This window comes from Endoryza foliicola, assembly GCF_050589245.1.
Classification (GTDB): domain Bacteria; phylum Bacteroidota; class Bacteroidia; order Chitinophagales; family Chitinophagaceae; genus Endoryza; species Endoryza foliicola.
The window spans coordinates 1-16,697 of sequence record NZ_JBOBEW010000010.1 but is presented as its reverse complement, the minus strand read 5'-3'; the positions used below and the strand labels follow the sequence as shown (position 1 = coordinate 16,697).

Annotated in this window: 13 protein-coding genes; all 13 read right to left on the bottom strand. The window is 38.4% G+C overall.

The features are described from left to right. Positions 1 to 8: 8 nt before the first annotated feature. Complete coding sequence (locus tag ACQ2HE_RS19005) at positions 9 to 1,124, bottom strand: glycosyltransferase family 4 protein (RefSeq protein ID WP_430901702.1); 1,116 nt, start codon at positions 1,122 to 1,124, stop codon at positions 9 to 11. A gap of 3 nt (positions 1,125 to 1,127) precedes the next feature. Further along, positions 1,128 to 2,243 carry a non-hydrolyzing UDP-N-acetylglucosamine 2-epimerase gene (wecB, locus tag ACQ2HE_RS19000; RefSeq protein WP_430901700.1) on the bottom strand — a complete coding sequence of 372 codons (1,116 nt, stop codon included), beginning with the start codon at positions 2,241 to 2,243 and terminating at the stop codon, positions 1,128 to 1,130. Next, positions 2,240 to 3,025, bottom strand: a complete 786-nt coding sequence (locus ACQ2HE_RS18995) for a glycosyltransferase family 2 protein (RefSeq protein WP_430901698.1) — start codon at positions 3,023 to 3,025, stop codon at positions 2,240 to 2,242. Before ACQ2HE_RS18995 ends, wecB begins: the two co-directional genes overlap by 4 nt. Next, the gene (locus tag ACQ2HE_RS18990) at positions 3,022 to 3,999 is read right to left on the bottom strand and encodes a glycosyltransferase family 2 protein (RefSeq protein ID WP_430901696.1); all 978 of its coding nucleotides are present in this window, start codon (positions 3,997 to 3,999) and stop codon (positions 3,022 to 3,024) included. The genes ACQ2HE_RS18995 and ACQ2HE_RS18990 overlap by 4 nt, the downstream gene beginning before the upstream one ends. Beyond that, complete coding sequence (locus ACQ2HE_RS18985) at positions 3,996 to 5,021, bottom strand: glycosyltransferase family 2 protein (protein ID WP_430901694.1); 1,026 nt, start codon at positions 5,019 to 5,021, stop codon at positions 3,996 to 3,998. The genes ACQ2HE_RS18990 and ACQ2HE_RS18985 overlap by 4 nt, the downstream gene beginning before the upstream one ends. Beyond that, entirely contained in the window at positions 5,021 to 6,160 is a 1,140-nt protein-coding gene (locus ACQ2HE_RS18980; protein WP_430901692.1) for an N-acetyl sugar amidotransferase, read from the bottom strand. The genes ACQ2HE_RS18985 and ACQ2HE_RS18980 overlap by 1 nt, the downstream gene beginning before the upstream one ends. Before the next feature lie 11 nt (positions 6,161 to 6,171). Continuing rightward, the gene (locus ACQ2HE_RS18975) at positions 6,172 to 6,822 is read right to left on the bottom strand and encodes a DapH/DapD/GlmU-related protein (RefSeq protein ID WP_430901690.1); all 651 of its coding nucleotides are present in this window, start codon (positions 6,820 to 6,822) and stop codon (positions 6,172 to 6,174) included. Further along, on the bottom strand, positions 6,823 to 8,106 hold the full coding sequence (locus ACQ2HE_RS18970) for an ABC transporter ATP-binding protein (protein WP_430901688.1): 1,284 nt from the start codon (positions 8,104 to 8,106) through the stop codon (positions 6,823 to 6,825). It lies immediately after the preceding gene. Position 8,107: 1 nt separating this feature from the next. Next, a complete protein-coding gene (locus tag ACQ2HE_RS18965) occupies positions 8,108 to 8,965 on the bottom strand; it encodes an ABC transporter permease (RefSeq protein ID WP_430901686.1) in 858 nt (285 codons plus the stop codon). A gap of 23 nt (positions 8,966 to 8,988) precedes the next feature. Further along, positions 8,989 to 11,418 (bottom strand): GumC family protein, encoded by a 2,430-nt coding sequence (locus tag ACQ2HE_RS18960; RefSeq protein ID WP_430901684.1) that lies wholly within the window; start codon positions 11,416 to 11,418, stop codon positions 8,989 to 8,991. Positions 11,419 to 11,427: 9 nt separating this feature from the next. Next, the gene (locus ACQ2HE_RS18955) at positions 11,428 to 12,228 is read right to left on the bottom strand and encodes a polysaccharide biosynthesis/export family protein (RefSeq protein ID WP_430901682.1); all 801 of its coding nucleotides are present in this window, start codon (positions 12,226 to 12,228) and stop codon (positions 11,428 to 11,430) included. 95 nt (positions 12,229 to 12,323) lie between these two features. Beyond that, a complete protein-coding gene (locus tag ACQ2HE_RS18950) occupies positions 12,324 to 12,863 on the bottom strand; it encodes a UpxY family transcription antiterminator (protein WP_430901680.1) in 540 nt (179 codons plus the stop codon). A gap of 2,085 nt (positions 12,864 to 14,948) precedes the next feature. After that, complete coding sequence (locus ACQ2HE_RS18945) at positions 14,949 to 16,049, bottom strand: acyltransferase family protein (RefSeq protein ID WP_430901678.1); 1,101 nt, start codon at positions 16,047 to 16,049, stop codon at positions 14,949 to 14,951. Positions 16,050 to 16,697 lie beyond the last annotated feature (648 nt).

Here is a 16,697-nt window from a genome sequence, read left to right as displayed (position 1 = left end):
ATTGAGGTTTATGGGTTAACAATTACATCTAGTTCCTGACTCACAACAGTTTCCATGGAACAAATCCTTCTCATTTCTGCGGCTGCGTTCGTACTCAAGTCTACGAATAAATCGGGCGAATTATATAAAAGTTCAAGGTGATCTGCCAACTCTGTCGCTGAATTAGATAGAAGGCCGGAGAATCGGTCTTTTACATACTCTGGGATAGCAGTATTATTAGACGCCAAAGGAACGAGGCCGCTGCTCATGGCTTCACACATTGAAACCCCTTGTGCATCTTGCCGAGTTGGGCACAAGAAAACTCCGTAATTTTTATGTACTTCAGGAATCAAGACTTGCCTAACCGGACCTTCTATCAACTCTACATTATCAAACTTTTTTAAAGGCTCCGTTAGGGGTTTAAACAAATGGCCTGTGCCTCTTAGCGTAAACTGAAAGTTTTTAAATACGTCTCTTTGAGATAATATTTGAATTGCTTTTACAGAAATATCATTGGCATATTTCCGAGTATGAAAAGACCTCAATAACAAAACGCGAGTCCGTTGCTCAATAGTTTTTGGAATATACTTGAACAGATCGGTATCAATAGGGTTAGCGATAATTGAATAGCGCTTAACTTTTGACAGTGTATCTTCTTCAGTAATTCGTTTCATCCATTCTGAGACAAAAACAAAGTGGATGTCGTCGCGAGAACTTGCGTATTGTATTAGTTTGCGAAGATTCAATTGTTGAATGGTATTCTCTTTTATGAATCGGAAAAAAACCGGAGAATACCAGCTGTAGTTGAACATTCTTCGATACCAACCTAATGCTTCATACCCATGAACCCAAATCAAGTAAGGAACCTTTACCACTTTAAAAAGTTCTTCAAGCATCCAAGAATGATAAAAATGCACAATTATCCTATCCGGCTTATACTCTTGAATAGCTTTTACAAGAGCTTGGCTCTCTTGAAAAAAAGATATTTCAACTCCTTCGTAGTTAATAACCCTTGGCTTATGAAAGAAAGAAAAGACTTTCACTTGATGGTTTTTCTGATATTCCTTCACGCGCACGTGAACGAACACATTTCCCATCAAATTTTCAAGATGAGGATAATTTTCATTTAGTACCAGTAACTTCATTTATTATAAATTTTTCAGAAGAATACTAGCTATTTCTTCAGCAGCTTTACCATTGCCATAGGGATTAGCAACATTTGCCATAGACTTATAAAACTTGTCATCATTAATTAGCTTTTGAGCATAATTAACTATTCTAACCGGATCTGTCCCTACTAATACAGCCGCACCTGCATCAACCACTTCCATCCTTTCAGTAGACTCTCTCATTACTAATATTGGCTTGTTTAAAGACGGAGCTTCTTCTTGCACTCCACCTGAATCAGTTAATATAAAAAATGACTTTTCCATTAACTGAGTAAATGAAATATAGTCTGCCGGAGGTATAAGTTTTATATTTTGCAAACCATTTAGAATTCGATTCACCGGCTCTTGCACATTTGGATTCAAATGAACAGGATATACAAAAAGACAATCGGGATTATTTTGTGCAAGTGTACTTATGGCTTTGCAAATGTTTTCAAATCCAACACCAAAGTTTTCTCTTCTATGACCAGTGATAAGCACCATTTTAGTATCTGCTTTCAACCAATCAAATTCAACTTTGTAACTATCAGAATTTGTATCAATTTTTTTTACGGCAAACTGAAGAGCATCAATCACAGTATTGCCTGTTAAATAAATTGATTCGGAAGGAACACCCTCATCAAGGAGGTTTCTTTTTGCTACATTAGTTGGCACAAAATGAAAAGCAGTAACTTTTCCAATAACTTGTCGATTAAATTCTTCCGGAAATGGACTATCAATAGTATGCGTTCTTAGCCCTGCTTCGATGTGACCAACTTTAATTTTTCTATAAAATGAAACCAAAGCTGCACAAAATGCTGTGGTTGTATCACCTTGAACTAAAACAATATCAGGCTTAAAACTCGCAACATAAGAATCCAATTCCCGAACCAATGTAGAAGTCAGAGTTGCAAGTGACTGATTGGGTTGCATCACGTCAAGCATCGAATCGATTTTAAGATCAAAAAAATCGATCAATGGCAAAACCATTTCCTTGTGCTGACCTGTAAAGCAAACAGAAACTTCGAATTCTTCTACTTTACGAAGTTGCTGAATAACTGGTGCCATTTTAATTGCCTCGGGCCGAGTTCCGAAAACTATTGAAATACGTTTCAACGGAATAGATTTATGAGTTTTCTTTTATAGTTTACTTTGCTCAGATTCTTAATTATATTCTTCCTTTCTAAAACCGGTAGAGGACAATCAGGATGATTCAGGGCATCAATGAAAATCGATTTTCTCAAAGAAGCATATTTTTTTGCATAGTCTGACTTAGACTCTTGACCAGCATGTGTTCTAGCCCAATATAAATCAGGTGGAAAAATAACTACGGGGTAATATCGAGCAAGTATCAGCCAAAGTTCATTGTCCCCAATCATTCGTTTACCAGTAAAGCCCCCTACTTTCTCAAAAACATCCCGTCGTATAATTGCAGAACCAGGAGCTCGATCTAAATGTCCAAATCCTCCAAAATGTTCCCTGTATGCTTGGTCTGGAGTCAACAAATACGGGTGAGGCATGTCTTTCTTTCCTTTCCCACTTAATCCAAGACCAGCTTCCGGAAACTGTTCCATACTATCTACCATCACATTAAGGGTATGTGGATACATAATATCGTCGCTATCCAGGTACTTTATGTACTTGCCATTTGCATATGAAGCCGCTTTGTTTCGATTTGGATAATCTCCTAGATTTACATCGTTACAGTATACTTTCACTCTTGAATCCTTCGTCTGATAACTTCGTGCTATCTCAACTGTTTTATCTACTGATCCATCATCCACAATAATCAATTCAAAGTCGTTCAAATTAGAAGACAGTACACTTTCCACCGCCAATTCTATAAAGTTTTCGCGATTAAAAGAAGTCATCAATACACTTACTATCGGGGAGCTCATAGTGCGGTATTTTTTAATGGTACGGGGGCTTTACCACAATATTTCTCATGAACTTGTTCTAATTCATCCATCCCTTTTGCCAACGATTGATTAAAAATTAATGAACTCTTAAACGCAGCCTTCTTTAATTCAATTGTATAGCTATACCATTTCCAAATTCGAGTAGGTGAAAACTTTAACCTTTTAAGCAATATATAAATAATCTTAAGTCGATCCTTGATAGATGTCCTTTGAACATTTGGAACTAGCCCAAATGTAACATATCGAAAATAGAAGGTTGTAAACAGTCGCTTAAACGTATATTCCGGATTTTCTAAATGATAGTGATAAACACGACCATTGTAGTTATAAGCTATTTTTCGGCCCTTTAGTAGGGTTCTCTTTGCCCAAATCATATCTTCACCAAACACAACCTGCTCAAAAGGAACTTCTTCCAGTGCCGATCTTTTATATAAAGCATTAACGTTATCCCAACTACAAAACTGCTTCTTCTGCTCTGGTGATAGGCGATCAAATTCAGACGGCTCTGTTAACTGATAATAAATAGGCTCAGGCTTTGTTATTGGGAAAAACCAATCTAAAGGATTCTTATTGAGATCGTGTGGCGTAACTTGTTGTCCACAAACTGCAACCGCATCTGACTCCTCGAGCGTATTGATTAGTGTTTGTAATAAGAGAGAATCAACAGGTCGTGCATCTTGAACTGTATAATAGAGCAATTCCTCATTTGTCAGCTCAAGCCCCAAATTCCTTGTAAGGCCATGACTAAATGTAGAAGGATCAATATGTTTAACTTCAACCTTATTAATCGACTTCAAATATTCTAGCGTACCATCGGTTGATCCAGAGTCAATAACGATGATTCTTGAAAGAGGAACCGATTGGTTAAGAAGTCCCTCAATACAGTCTTTTATTTCCGGGAATCCGTTTTTGACCGGTATAATCGCCGCAATGCTAGGGTATACTCGACTCATATCACTATTTCTCCTTCGTATACAACTTTATTCAAAGTGTTGTCATAAGGTGTAATCATTTTCTGTATGCGAGTGTCAAACAAACGGTCTAGAGAATTTATTTTATACCCTTTAAGGCGTCGAAAAAGCATATATCTTTTAAAAAAAGTCTGTTGACTCTCATTAAGCACTCCGTTTCGACCTAGAGTCTTCGTCAAATCACTGACTTCTGCCCAATATCCACTTTTTACTCCACCAGTCACCAGGTCTACTGCAACATTCTGAATTCCATGAATATACTTCGCTAATTGACCTTTCTCTTTCAATCCTTCAATAGTTTGCAGTAAAACTTTTACTCTACTTCGCCATTTATTGATAGAATGGTAACCTGTTCGGGATAAACTAACATCACTTATTCGCAAAAAAATATCAGGCTTTAGATCCATGCGCTTTTTATAAATCACATCGCCGATCATAGTTCGCAAATGCAATTCTACATCTTGCCAAACCGCCAAGTCTTGTCTCCAGGCACCAACTTCAAGGAACTTATCGCGCTTCCAAATTGTACCGGTACCTTGACAAATAGCATCACCAAATAATATCCGCTCTATATCATCCCTGTCTTTGTCTATATTCCAAAGCAATCCGAGGTCGGTTGGCTCTGTTTTAAACATAAGCATGGGAAAAATGACAACATCTGCATTCACTTCTGATTCTGCAGCTTTAACCCTTTGTTCAATGCAAAATGAAGCCAAAAGATCATCTGTGTCAAGAAAAATTACATACTTTCCAGTAGCCTTTTCAACTGCAATGTTTCTGCATACTGCGGCACCTTTTGGATCTCGATCTCGTTGAAAGACTCTAACTCTAGAATCCTTTTCAGCATAACTCTTTATCAATTCCCAGCTATTGTCTGTACTTCCATCATCCACAATCATCCACTCCCAATGCGGATAAGTTTGCTTAAAGATACTTTCCGCAGTTTCATGAATAATATCAGCACGATTAAAGGAAGGTGTAATAATAGAAACAACTGGATTCATCACTTTCTAATACCTGTTAAGTTTTTAAATCCTTCCCACAAGGGTTTCATGGGCTTTAAAATAGGATAATAATTGAAAAAAGACCCTTCAGTATCAAACTCTCTATGGTCACGCACGGGCGTATTCATAATTGCCTCGAATTCATTTTCGGTTAACCCCAACTTCTTTAAAACATACTCTTTATCTTGCTTCAATTCTAAAGGATTATACGAAGGTTGCTGTAATTCAATCAATGCCTCCTCTCTAGTGATCTGACCACTGCATATCAATGTAGACAAATGAGCTTTTCTCTTGTCGATCTTAAACTTTACAGGCAGAATATATCCTTGATAGAATTTAGTCCATAAGCTTTCATAATGTTTTCCGCCATAATCTCTCCAGGCTAATTCACTTTGAAGAAGAGACTTAACCTCATCCTTATTAAATGGAATCCAGTTTAAATAATTTACAAACTCAACACCCGAATTTTTTATAAACTTCTTCATTTTCTTATCTAAGAAAGGGAATGTCTTGAGCTCGTTTTCGCCGTAAAGCTTATGAATAGCTTTAATGTTGATATAGTCTTTCTTATTGTAAGTCCAGTGGTAAGGCAGAATTCCTTCTGTTTGAACATTTAGTCCGCCTAGCACGTATTTAATATCGTTTTCTTTAGCAATCTTGAATAGCGTTCCGTAAATCGCATGATCAGTCAACACTTCTATATCAACAACTGAGGCTCTCAAATATGCAAGCTGCAAGTCTCTAAACTCATTCCAATCGATAACATAGGTATATAAATCAAAGCCTAATTTATTTACAATATTTTCGATATTCTGTACAGCGAGTTCACTATTCCATCCATTATCAAAATGCACACACAAGGCCCTTAACCCGTACTTATGGGCTATGTATGCTACATAACTACTATCAACACCTCCACTAACGCCAATTAAACAATCGTATTTTCTATTCTTTCCGTACTCCTTAATAGTGTTTACAGTGTTATTCAAAAGATTCAAACCAATATCGCCTTCACGAATAAAGAGCTCTCTTTGCTTATGATAGTAATGACAATGGTTACAAATCCCCTTTTCATCAAAGGTAATGTTAGGGTCATCATTTGTATCAAGAATACAATTAGAACATTGTTTGTAGCTCATTTTCATAACTTTTAGATCCAAAGATTTTTACTCCGAAACGACTCGAATTCGTTTTTAGGAATAAAACCAACATATTCACGATCAGATTTATATTCAACACATTTGTCTTTCTCCAACGTCTTGATGATCTTGGCAGGATTGCCGGCAATTACACAATAGCCCTCTGGAAATGACTTTGTAACAACCGCCCCCGCTCCAACTACGGTAAAATCACCTAATCGTACACCGGGTAATACAACAGAGTTCATTCCTAACCAACAGTATCGGCCGATATGAACTTCTTCATGGTGATGTATGGAATTATCATACAAATCATGATTGGAAGAAATAATGCCAACATTTTGAGCAATTTGCGTATAGTCTCCTATATAAACTTTACCAATACCTTGTATATAGCAACCTGGTTCATATCCCGGACTGGTCTCTACTCCAATACATATATTTTTGAATTGGTTTATTTTACTAGCAGGATGTACCGGCCAATAAGGTGATTTACCTGCACCCAGAACCCGTTGCTTCCATACTTGTTTGTAAGAAATCGGAACTTGAGTTCTTTGAGTTTCTCTTACGCACTTAAAAACCGGGAATTGATCCAGAGTCCAACAAAATAAATTGTCCAACTTCCTAATTCCGAATCTAAAAACTCTTTTTATGAAATTCATTTAGCCAATTTTTTCAACATTCCAGGGCAAAATTGGATGAATAACTCCTGATGGCTTCCTTGCGATAGTCATCCCCAGATCATTCGTAACAAGCTCATCAATTGAAAAAGCAACCGTTTGATTTAAAACAAAGGCCTTTGTCATTGGTATATCAATATCAACCGAAACAAAGTAGCGTGAAACAGTCAAGAAATTACCAGGAATAGTAAAGGAAGATTTATACTTACCAGCCTTTCTAACTCTCGATTGGTCTTGGTAGCGAAAATCACTTGTTGAAAAGACTTCCGTTCCATCAAAAGTCAATATATTAACAACTACTCGCAAATCTTTAACCTCTTCTGTTAATGTATAATATACCTCAACGGTAACAACATCAGACGAAACCAACGTAAGATCAAGAGAGTTCTTTCTATCAAGTATTTGAATTTTATCGAGCTGAACAGTTCTATCTCCTGGATGATTTTCATGCCACTGCTTGAATCTTTCTACTTCCGAATCTGATGATAAATAATCTTCAATTATGTCACTAGTTGCTCCAATTTTAGAAACTGTACCACGTTGCATCAATACGGCACCGTTGCAAAGACTTTTTACGGCTCCCATATTGTGACTAACAAAAAGTACTGTACGTCCTTCGCCTTTACTTACTTCACTCATCTTTCCTAAACACTTATTCTGAAATTCAGCATCACCAACAGCAAGTACTTCATCTACTATTAATATCTCACTTTCCAAATGGGCTGCAACACCAAAGGCCAGCCGCACATACATCCCGCTACTATATCTTTTTACAGGAGTGTCAATATATCTTGACACACCCGCGAAATCGACAATTTCATCAAACTTTCGCTTAATTTCTTGCTTTGTCATTCCAAGTATCGCTCCGTTCAAGAAGATGTTCTCCCTTCCAGTCAATTCCGGATGAAACCCTGTTCCTACTTCCAATAGTGATGCAATTCTACCCTTGGCTCTAATTGTACCTTTTGTAGGAGCTGTAACACGTGACAATATCTTTAATAGAGTAGACTTTCCAGCACCATTTTTACCAATAATGCCAAATACTGAACCTTGAGGAACATTAAAAGACACGTCGTTAATTGCCCAAACGTATTGACTACCCGCCGAATCTCTTTTATTTTCTTGACCCAATTTCATATATGGATCTTCTTTACCTCTTATTTTATGCCACCATCTGTTTAGATCATGACTTAAGGTTCCGGTTCCCACCTCACCTAATCGATAAAGTTTTGATACGTTGTGTATTTCAATTGCGTTTGAACTCATATTATACGGTATCCATGAAGGTTTTTTCAACCCTATTAAAAATTATTGTTCCCAATAAAAGAATAATAAAAATAACAATACAACTATAACCCAAGTACATCCATTCAAACGCTCCCTTTCCTAAAAAAACATATCGAAACGTCTCAATGATTGGTGTAAAAGGATTCATCACAATCAGCCATTTGTACTTTTGAGGAGCGAGTGACAATGGGTATACAATTGGCGTTGCAAACATTAATAGTTGAATTCCAAAAGTCAATAGAAATCGTAAATCTCGATACTTTGTCGTTAACGATGAAAATATCACTCCAAGTCCTAACGATAACCCTGCCATCATTAAAATCAACAATGGGAAAAGATACATCAACCCCCAATTTGGCTCTATTGTTCCATCAACCAAATAATAAATCCAAACAGCAACAAACAATAGAAATTGAATTCCGAAACGTATCAAATTACTTAAGATAATAGACAAAGGAATAACTAGCCTAGGGAAATAAACTTTCCCGAAAATATTAGCATTTGTAATAAAAGTATCCGACGTTTTTGTCAATGATTCAGAAAAATAATTCCAACAAGTGACTCCAGAAATATAAAATATTAGTCCGGGTAGCCCATCGGTTGATAGCTTTGCTACACGACCAAAGATCAATAGATACATCACTGTAGTTAGCAGTGGTTGAATAAAAAACCAAATTGGACCAAGAATGGTTTGCTTGTAAAAAGCAACAAAGTCTCTTCTTACCAAAAGCAGTAAGAGATCTCTATACTTCCAAACTGCCTTCAAGTTAACTTTGAAAACACTCTCAGAAGGTTTTATCTCAATATCCCATTCGTTCGATTGAACAATTTCTGCCATGTCTACTGCTCTTTGATTTCTTGTTATTTCATTATTTTATCCCACAATTTCCTTAATGGAGAGCGGTGCTTTTTTCTTCTTTTCTGCCCATTTGGCTTCTCATGATCGAAATAATCACTGCTATATGCGTGTACATATCCATAACCATAGCCATGACCGTAACCATAACCACTATAAGCATAGTAAGAGCCATAACCCGTAGCGAATCGGATATCGTTGATGATTACACTGAGATGCGGCAATTTCTTAGAACGATACAAATCATCTAACAATAAGATCTGCTTCTTATTAGTATAGTTGTGACGAACAATGTAAGCCGCACAGTCAGCAAATTGACCCAAGGTGATGGCATCACTCACTAGCCCTACCGGCGCAGTATCAATGATGATGGCATCAAAATTTTGCTTCAGCCATGCAAACATTTCAGCAATTCGCGGGCTCAGGAGCATTTCTGAAGGGTTTGGTGGTATTGGTCCGCAAGGAATAATAAAGAGATTCTCTCGATCAGGAACCGGATAAACGATTTCATCCATGCTATTTGCACCAATAACAAAATTGGTAATACCCTTAAACTTATCATTGATCTTCAAACCTTTTAAGATCTTAGGTTTGCGTATGTCAAACTCGAGGATGACCGTCTTCTTTCCGCTAAGTGCTAGTACGCCACCAATATTGGTACTGACGAATGATTTACCCTCACCACTATATGTTGAAGTCACCATTATTACAGGCTTCTCTACTCCTGGCAAGATATAATTCAAGTTAGATCGAACAATACGGAACTGTTCTGCAACTACACTTCTACCTCTACTGCTCACTACCAGTGCACCAGTATCACCTTCGGCCGAGTGACCAATTTCTCCAAGGATTGGAGTATCGGTCAAATTCTGAATGTCGATTCGATTTTTTACTTTGTCGTTTAAATAATCAATTAAGAAAATAATAGCACCCGGTAATCCAATACCAATGATTATTGCGATCAAATAAATACTTCTCTTATTCGGAGAAACTTGTACACCATTCGACATTCCAGACTCCATTACTTTAATGTTAGAAATGGTTGAAGCCGATGCAATAGATGTCTCTAATTTCTTTTGCAATAAATACTGGTACAGTTCTCGAAGTATTACTTGTTGTCTTTCTACTTCACCTCCCTTTCTTTCCTTTAATGGTATCGAAGTAATTCTTGATTCTGCTTCTTTGCTTTTTGCGGACAAGTCATTAAAAGACATTGTTTGTGTGCGTTTTACATTCTGCAATGCCTCAACCAGATCTGCACGAATTCTTTCAATTGAACTTTCCATATTGCGAATGTTCGGATGCCCAGCTGGTACAGTTTTTAATGCTGTTTCTCTTTCCAATTGCAATCTATTAAACTCCCCTATCAACTGCAGAAGAGCCGGCTCCTCAATCCCCAAGCTTAAAGAAACCTTTTTGAATGTGTTCTTCTGATCAGATAAATAGTTGATCAGAAAATCAGTTACGCGCAACTGAAATGTTTGGGTAGCTAATTGCTTCCGGCTTTCCGAAATCTCATCAAACATCATTTGCCCTTGTAAGTCAGGGTTAAATACTTGATTTTGCTCACGGTAGCTTTGTAAATTCTGTTCAGCACCACCCAAATCTTTCTGTACTGATCGAAGTTGATCATCTATAAAACGTAAAGTAGACTCTGCAGTTTCCCGCTTATCTTCTAAAGTAGACCCTTGGTATTGCGCCATATACTCGTTGATTATGGCTACACCAATTGAGATATTGTCAGTTCTGTATGAAAGTGCAATAACGTTTGTTCCTTCTGTTGCTAATGCTACATTTATGCTTCCTGCTAAAGAGGCGGCTGCCTTTTCAAGTGGCATCCAGCTTACTTCAAAAATATTGGTTGCAAATCCTCTTAATCCCCTTTCATTCTTAATGACTCTAAATCCTACTCCATTTTTATTCACAATCTGCCCATAACTATACTTTTGTGGTAACTCACCAATCGTATAGTAAGTGTCACTCATGTTAATTAGAAAACTGTAAGAAGAAGTACTGTCATCTAGATGCAAGGCTTCAAAAATTAGTGGAGCATCACTAGCTTGCAAGTGCGTTGATTTGATCTTGCCTTTGTTTATGTAATTCGTTTGCAAACCAAGAGACTTAATAACTCTTGCTGCCATAGATCGCGAACGAATCACTTCAATCTCATCATTTATACGTGTCTGATTTTGCACACCAAAGATATCGTCAAACTTTTCTCCTGAGCTAGCATAAGGCGCATTCCTTGTTACAAGTAACTTGCTTTTAACTTCATATATCGGCACTTCGTACCGAATTTTTATATACGCAAGAAGTAAACAAATCGCAACGGAAATGGTTACCCATGGCAGAAAACGCATATAGCGCATAAAGTGCTCACGAGGCGTCACACTTTGCTTCGATGTTTCCTGATTCTTCAAAATATCTTCACTCATAAACAGAAATTACTTGAATAGATTAATAAGGATAGCTGTAACACTTATTACGGAAGTAGCAACAGTAATATATCGCAGTGTCATTTGATCATTCGCTGCTTCTTTCTTTTTATTAGCAGGAATTATGATTATGTCATTTTGTTGAAGTTGATAGTAAGGTGATGCAAAGATCGAAGCATCATACATGTCTAATCGCGCAAAACTACGTTGACCGTTCTCTTCTCTTATTATTGTTACAATATCTTTTCTAGCGAAGGGGCCAAAGTCACCGGCTAATCCAATAGCCTCCATGAGATTTACCTTTTCGGTAGGAATACTATAGGAGCCAGGGCGTGCAACTTCTCCCATTACTGTAATCTTAAAATTTAAAAATCTTACATCTACTATCGGATTCTTTAAAAGATCATTGCGTTTAAAATAGTCCATTAATTCATTTGAAATTTGCAGTTTGGTTTTGCCACCAACGAGCAATTTTCCAACTCCAACAATAGTTACATTTCCATCTTTGTCTACCAAATAGCCTTTCGTATCATTTCCGTTTGAAGCTGTTGCTATACCGGTATTAATTCCGTTAGCTACTCCAACAGAGCCATTTAAATTGTACAAAGCAGATGCAGATGCATTATCACTGTATATAACTACAGAAATCAAATCTCCTGGTTGTACTACCGGTTCCTTCCATTGCACATTCTTAAGCGGGATGGTATCAAAACTGCCTTCGAGGTATTGCACCGGTTTGTGAGTTACGCAGGAGGTGGTGGCGAACATAAGCAGTGCCGGTACCAGCAACCAAAGCAAATTCTTCTTCATAATTGGTTTTAAAAATTAGCGTTTTTTAAAGGATAACCCTTAGCAAAACTACTGAAATCGAGGCGTTTACGTCTGTTTGAGCGAATAAAACGCCGTTATTCTTTTACAATTGTTTTGGAGGGGCTTGTTTTTTTCAAAATAATTTTTTTCTTTTCCACCCAGGCGGTGATTCTATAATTGATGCTTTCTATTCTCAATTCCACCATCTTCTTACGCACTTGCAATACCTTCGCCTCCTCATCAGCAAATAATCCTGAACTCACTTGAACTAAGTCGTTTTCTTTGATATCGAGCGGTTCTGCAATTACTTCCGGGTGCTCGTTAAGGAAACGCTTGATGAGGTCGATGTCGCGATTGCTAATAACGGCGGGCTTCCCAAGCCAGTAAATAAAATTCACCACACCCTCGGTCATGCGAACACTTGTTCGTTCGTCGTCGGATATGCGCACAAATACATAGCTCTTGAATAGTGGCTCCTCCACAGTTTTGATGCGATCACTCCATTGCCGTTTTACTTTGTTCAACGGACAGTAACTCTCCAGTCCCTTCTCAGACAAGAGTTGATGTACCTTCTTTTCCCATCGCGGACGGGTGTACACCGCATACCATTTTTTCTTTTCGTTCATTTTAACCATGGGGCAGAGCTTCGCCTCCTCAGTTACACATTTATTTTGTAACTAAGTGTTTTTCAACAACTTACATTCAATTACCCAAATAGAAAAGGGTATAGAGAATACTGTTTTAGTACTCCTATACCCTTCCACAAATATGTTTGGTTTCGGCTTTTTGCACCGGATATTGAATTGGATAGCGGGTTTGCGGTCAACATTTGTTAATACACGCATTCCCAATTTGGGCAAATATAGGATATTTTTAACACCAACCGCTTTTTTATGGGAGTGGATTAAAAATACAAACTACTTAAAAACAAGGGGTTAAACATCGAAGGCTGTGAAACTAAGCCTGCATCACGATTCAAGAAAAACAGGGTGAAATATTAGCAAAAATGCTAAAGGAAGATTTTAGGAGGAGGTAAGGGTTTTTGTGTAGGATTTCGGGAACAGCCGGAACACAAAGGATAATGGTCTTAGGTTGAAGAGGCTGTTATTGCTTTAAGTTTTTGGCAGCTCGAGTTTCGGAGAGTCGTTTACTTAAGGACGCAAAGCCGCTCCGCGGGGGGAATACAAGGCAGAGCATGAGTTTCTTATCAAAGAATTCAATTCGTTCAGTGCCCACGTTGCGCTGGCCGAAGGCCTCCTTCCGGCGAAGCCCAATTAAACACAGTGTGCTGCACTCAAGGCATTAAAAACTTTGCGTTAAAATATTCACCGCAAAGTACGCGGAGCGCGCAAAGGAATGGTGGTTGGAGGCTGGACGGATTGTAGTTAGTTAAGTTTTTGTCAGCTTGGAATTCGGAGAGTCACTTACTGGAGACGCAGAGCNATATTCACCGCAAAGTACGCGGAGCGCGCAAAGGAATGGTGGTTGGAGGCTGGACGGATTGTAGTTAGTTAAGTTTTTGTCAGCTTGGAATTCGGAGAGTCACTTACTGGAGACGCAGAGCGGCTGCGCGGGGGAATACAGGGGAGAGCAAAAGTTTCTTATTAAAGAATTCAATTTGTTCAGTGCCCACTTTGCGCTGGCCGAAGGCCTCCTTCCGGCGAAGCCCAACTAAACACAGTGTGCTGCACTCAAGACAACTAAAACTTTGCGTTAATATGTATTGAACTCCCGCGGAGCGGGAACAGCCGGAACGCAGAGTTATTGTGGTTGAAGGTTGGAGAGCGTTTTATGAATTTGAGTTTTTGGCAGTATGAAATTCGGAAATTCAATTACTGGAGACGCAGAGCCGCTGCGCGGGGGAATACAGGGGAGAGCATGAATTTCTTATTAAAAATTTCAATTCGTTTAGTGCCAACGTTGCGCTGGCCGAAGGCCTCCTTCCGGCGAAGCCCAATTAAACACAGCGTGCTGCACTCGAGACAACTAAGACTTTGCGTTAAAATATTCACCGCAAAGTGCGCGGAGAGCGCAAAGGAATGGTGGTTGGAGGCTGGAGGGATTGTAGTTAGTTAAGTTTTTGTCAGCTTGGAATTCGGAGAGTCGTTTACTTAAGGACGCAAAGGCCGCTGCGCGGCGGGAACAGCCGGAACGCAGAGTTATTGTGGTTGAAGGTTGGAGAGCGTTTTATGAATTTGAGTTTTTGGCAGTATGAAATTCGGAAATTCATTTACTGGAGACGCAGAGCCGCTGCGCGGGGGAATACAGGGGAGAGCATGAATTTCTTTTTAAAGATTTCAATTCGTTCAGTGCCAACGTTGCGCTGGCCGAAGGCCTCCTTCCGGCGAAGCCCAATTAAACACTGCGTGCTGCACTCGAAGCATTAAAAACTTTGCGTTAAAATATTCACCGCAAAGTGCGCGGAGCGCGCAAAGGAATCGCAAAGAGTTTTCTCCTTCTTCTTTGCGACACTACGTTAAGAATTTCTTTCCCCGCCGAAGGCGGAAGAATATATAATCAACCTGACTGCCAACGTTGCGCTGGCCGAAGGCCTCCTTCCGGCGAAGCCCAACTAAACACAGGGTGCTGCACTCGAGACAACTAAAACTTTGCGTTAAAATGCTCACGCAAAGTGCGCGGAGAGCGCAAAGGAGTCGCAAAAGAACTTATCTCCGTATCGCTTCAATATCTCCATTAAGAAAGCATCGTAGCACCATCCATTATTTCAAGAATTTTGCAAGCAAGAACTTTGAAAATCGCTTCTCAATAAATTTGGTGTATTGTACCGAAAGAATCCCTAATAAGATAATAACCAAAATGGGATATAGCATTGTATCGGCAAAAGGGAAAGTTGCTGTTTTACTGATCAACAAAATACCCAAATGTTCGTGTATCAAATAAAAGAAATAAGAACTCGCTCCTTGCTTCGTTAGAACCGGAACTGCATCTCCCAGCCCGTCTATTTTTCGAAAACTCAGTAAATAAAACAGTCCAACAAAAAAGAGTAATAAGAATTTCACCTGCCATTCCATTTTTCCCGCCCAAAGGATCACAATCGCAAGTATTCCCGCTGCATAAAAAAACCATTGCTTAGTAACAACCCTTTTATCGGTTTGATAAATTCGATACATCAAAGACCCAAAAAGAAAGTATTGAATATAATGCATTAGTGTAAACACACGCAACGTTAAATGACCCAGCTCTGCTTTTGCCAATTCCGGTAAATGCATACCGAAGCGATCTTTCAGTACTACTTTCTCAATAAATTGATTCGCTATTATTACTAAAAAAGAAAACATGGTAAAGTTTCTCAAAAACTTCTCCTTATTGTAAAAAAACAACAATGCAGCCAATACATAAAACTGTATCTCAGGCCATAAACTCCAATACGACCCCGAGAGGTATGTCCATGTAATACTTGAATCAAAAACATTTAATAAGCCTGGCTCTAAAAACGTAAGGCTATAAAGCAAATTGGAAAAAGAATGGGATTCGGGTTTAATTTGCTGTGTGTCGAAGCATATAAACAAGAGATACGTTAACAATGATGCTACAAGCATTGAAGGAAACAAACGGACCCATCTTTTGATAAAAAATTCCTTTCTTGAATTAGTATTCTCAAGGGTATAATAAATTACAAATCCACTGATCATGAAAAAAAATTGAACACCTAAATTTCCATGATTGAACCAACGCGCATATTGATTACCGTAAGGGTAAACATTGGGGAGTTCTGTCCATCGAAAAAAATAATGATAGAGCGCTACCAAAAGAATAGCTATAAACCGAAAAACATCTAGCGTATTGACTCTAATCCTCATACTGACTTAGTTGAAGTGACGAAAGGAAAAAAGAAGACTGATAAGGATATGGGAGTTAGAAGCGCTTAGTAAAGTATAGGTTAGTTATTAGATGCTTTTTCTTGCAAAAACCTTTTAATAAAAGATTCTAAATGCTCTGTACTAAGTTTTTGAAACAGGAATATCGTAGGAAATTTTGTAAATGATTTGTAAACGCAGAAAATATTTTCTATACAAACTTGATAATCATCATTTTAGATAAAATCCTTTTTATCAATGCTATTGATTGAATAGATCGCCGCTCCGCGGGGGTATATGGAGGCGCGGAGGAGTTTCTTTTTTACCGCGGCGGCCCTTCGGCTGAACCTTCGGTTTGCGCTTCGACAAGCTCAGGAACCGCTCAGGAACCACGCAGCGAATATCCGTGCCCCTGAGCCTCCGTGATTTTATATTTCTTCCGTCTTATTTTTCACCACAGATACCCCGGATTACAACAGATTTTCACAGATTAGCCTTCGATATTCGGAGTAGCTTCACCGCAACGACCGCTGAGATTCTGTGTTAAAAACCAATTGATTTTTATTATTTATTTTTACGCTTTAGGCGGCTTATGCCAGCCTGTTTAGTGGGGTAATCTTTATGGATTACCCCCTAACTTTTTATAATAGT

Excerpts from the sequence above, each read along its gene's own strand:
- ACQ2HE_RS19005 (WP_430901702.1), bottom strand. The coding sequence starts at position 1,124 with ATGAAGTTACTGGTACTAAATGAAAATTATCCTCATCTTGAAAATTTG.
- ACQ2HE_RS18995 (WP_430901698.1), bottom strand. The coding sequence starts at position 3,025 with ATGAGCTCCCCGATAGTAAGTGTATTGATGACTTCTTTTAATCGCGAA.
- ACQ2HE_RS18990 (WP_430901696.1), bottom strand. The coding sequence starts at position 3,999 with ATGAGTCGAGTATACCCTAGCATTGCGGCGATTATACCGGTCAAAAAC.
- ACQ2HE_RS18985 (WP_430901694.1), bottom strand. The coding sequence starts at position 5,021 with ATGAATCCAGTTGTTTCTATTATTACACCTTCCTTTAATCGTGCTGAT.
- ACQ2HE_RS18980 (WP_430901692.1), bottom strand. The coding sequence starts at position 6,160 with ATGAGCTACAAACAATGTTCTAATTGTATTCTTGATACAAATGATGAC.
- ACQ2HE_RS18975 (WP_430901690.1), bottom strand. The coding sequence starts at position 6,822 with ATGAATTTCATAAAAAGAGTTTTTAGATTCGGAATTAGGAAGTTGGAC.
- ACQ2HE_RS18970 (WP_430901688.1), bottom strand. The coding sequence starts at position 8,106 with ATGAGTTCAAACGCAATTGAAATACACAACGTATCAAAACTTTATCGA.
- ACQ2HE_RS18965 (WP_430901686.1), bottom strand. The coding sequence starts at position 8,965 with ATGGCAGAAATTGTTCAATCGAACGAATGGGATATTGAGATAAAACCT.
- ACQ2HE_RS18960 (WP_430901684.1), bottom strand. The coding sequence starts at position 11,418 with ATGAGTGAAGATATTTTGAAGAATCAGGAAACATCGAAGCAAAGTGTG.
- ACQ2HE_RS18955 (WP_430901682.1), bottom strand. The coding sequence starts at position 12,228 with ATGAAGAAGAATTTGCTTTGGTTGCTGGTACCGGCACTGCTTATGTTC.
- ACQ2HE_RS18950 (WP_430901680.1), bottom strand. The coding sequence starts at position 12,863 with ATGGTTAAAATGAACGAAAAGAAAAAATGGTATGCGGTGTACACCCGT.
- ACQ2HE_RS18945 (WP_430901678.1), bottom strand. The coding sequence starts at position 16,049 with ATGAGGATTAGAGTCAATACGCTAGATGTTTTTCGGTTTATAGCTATT.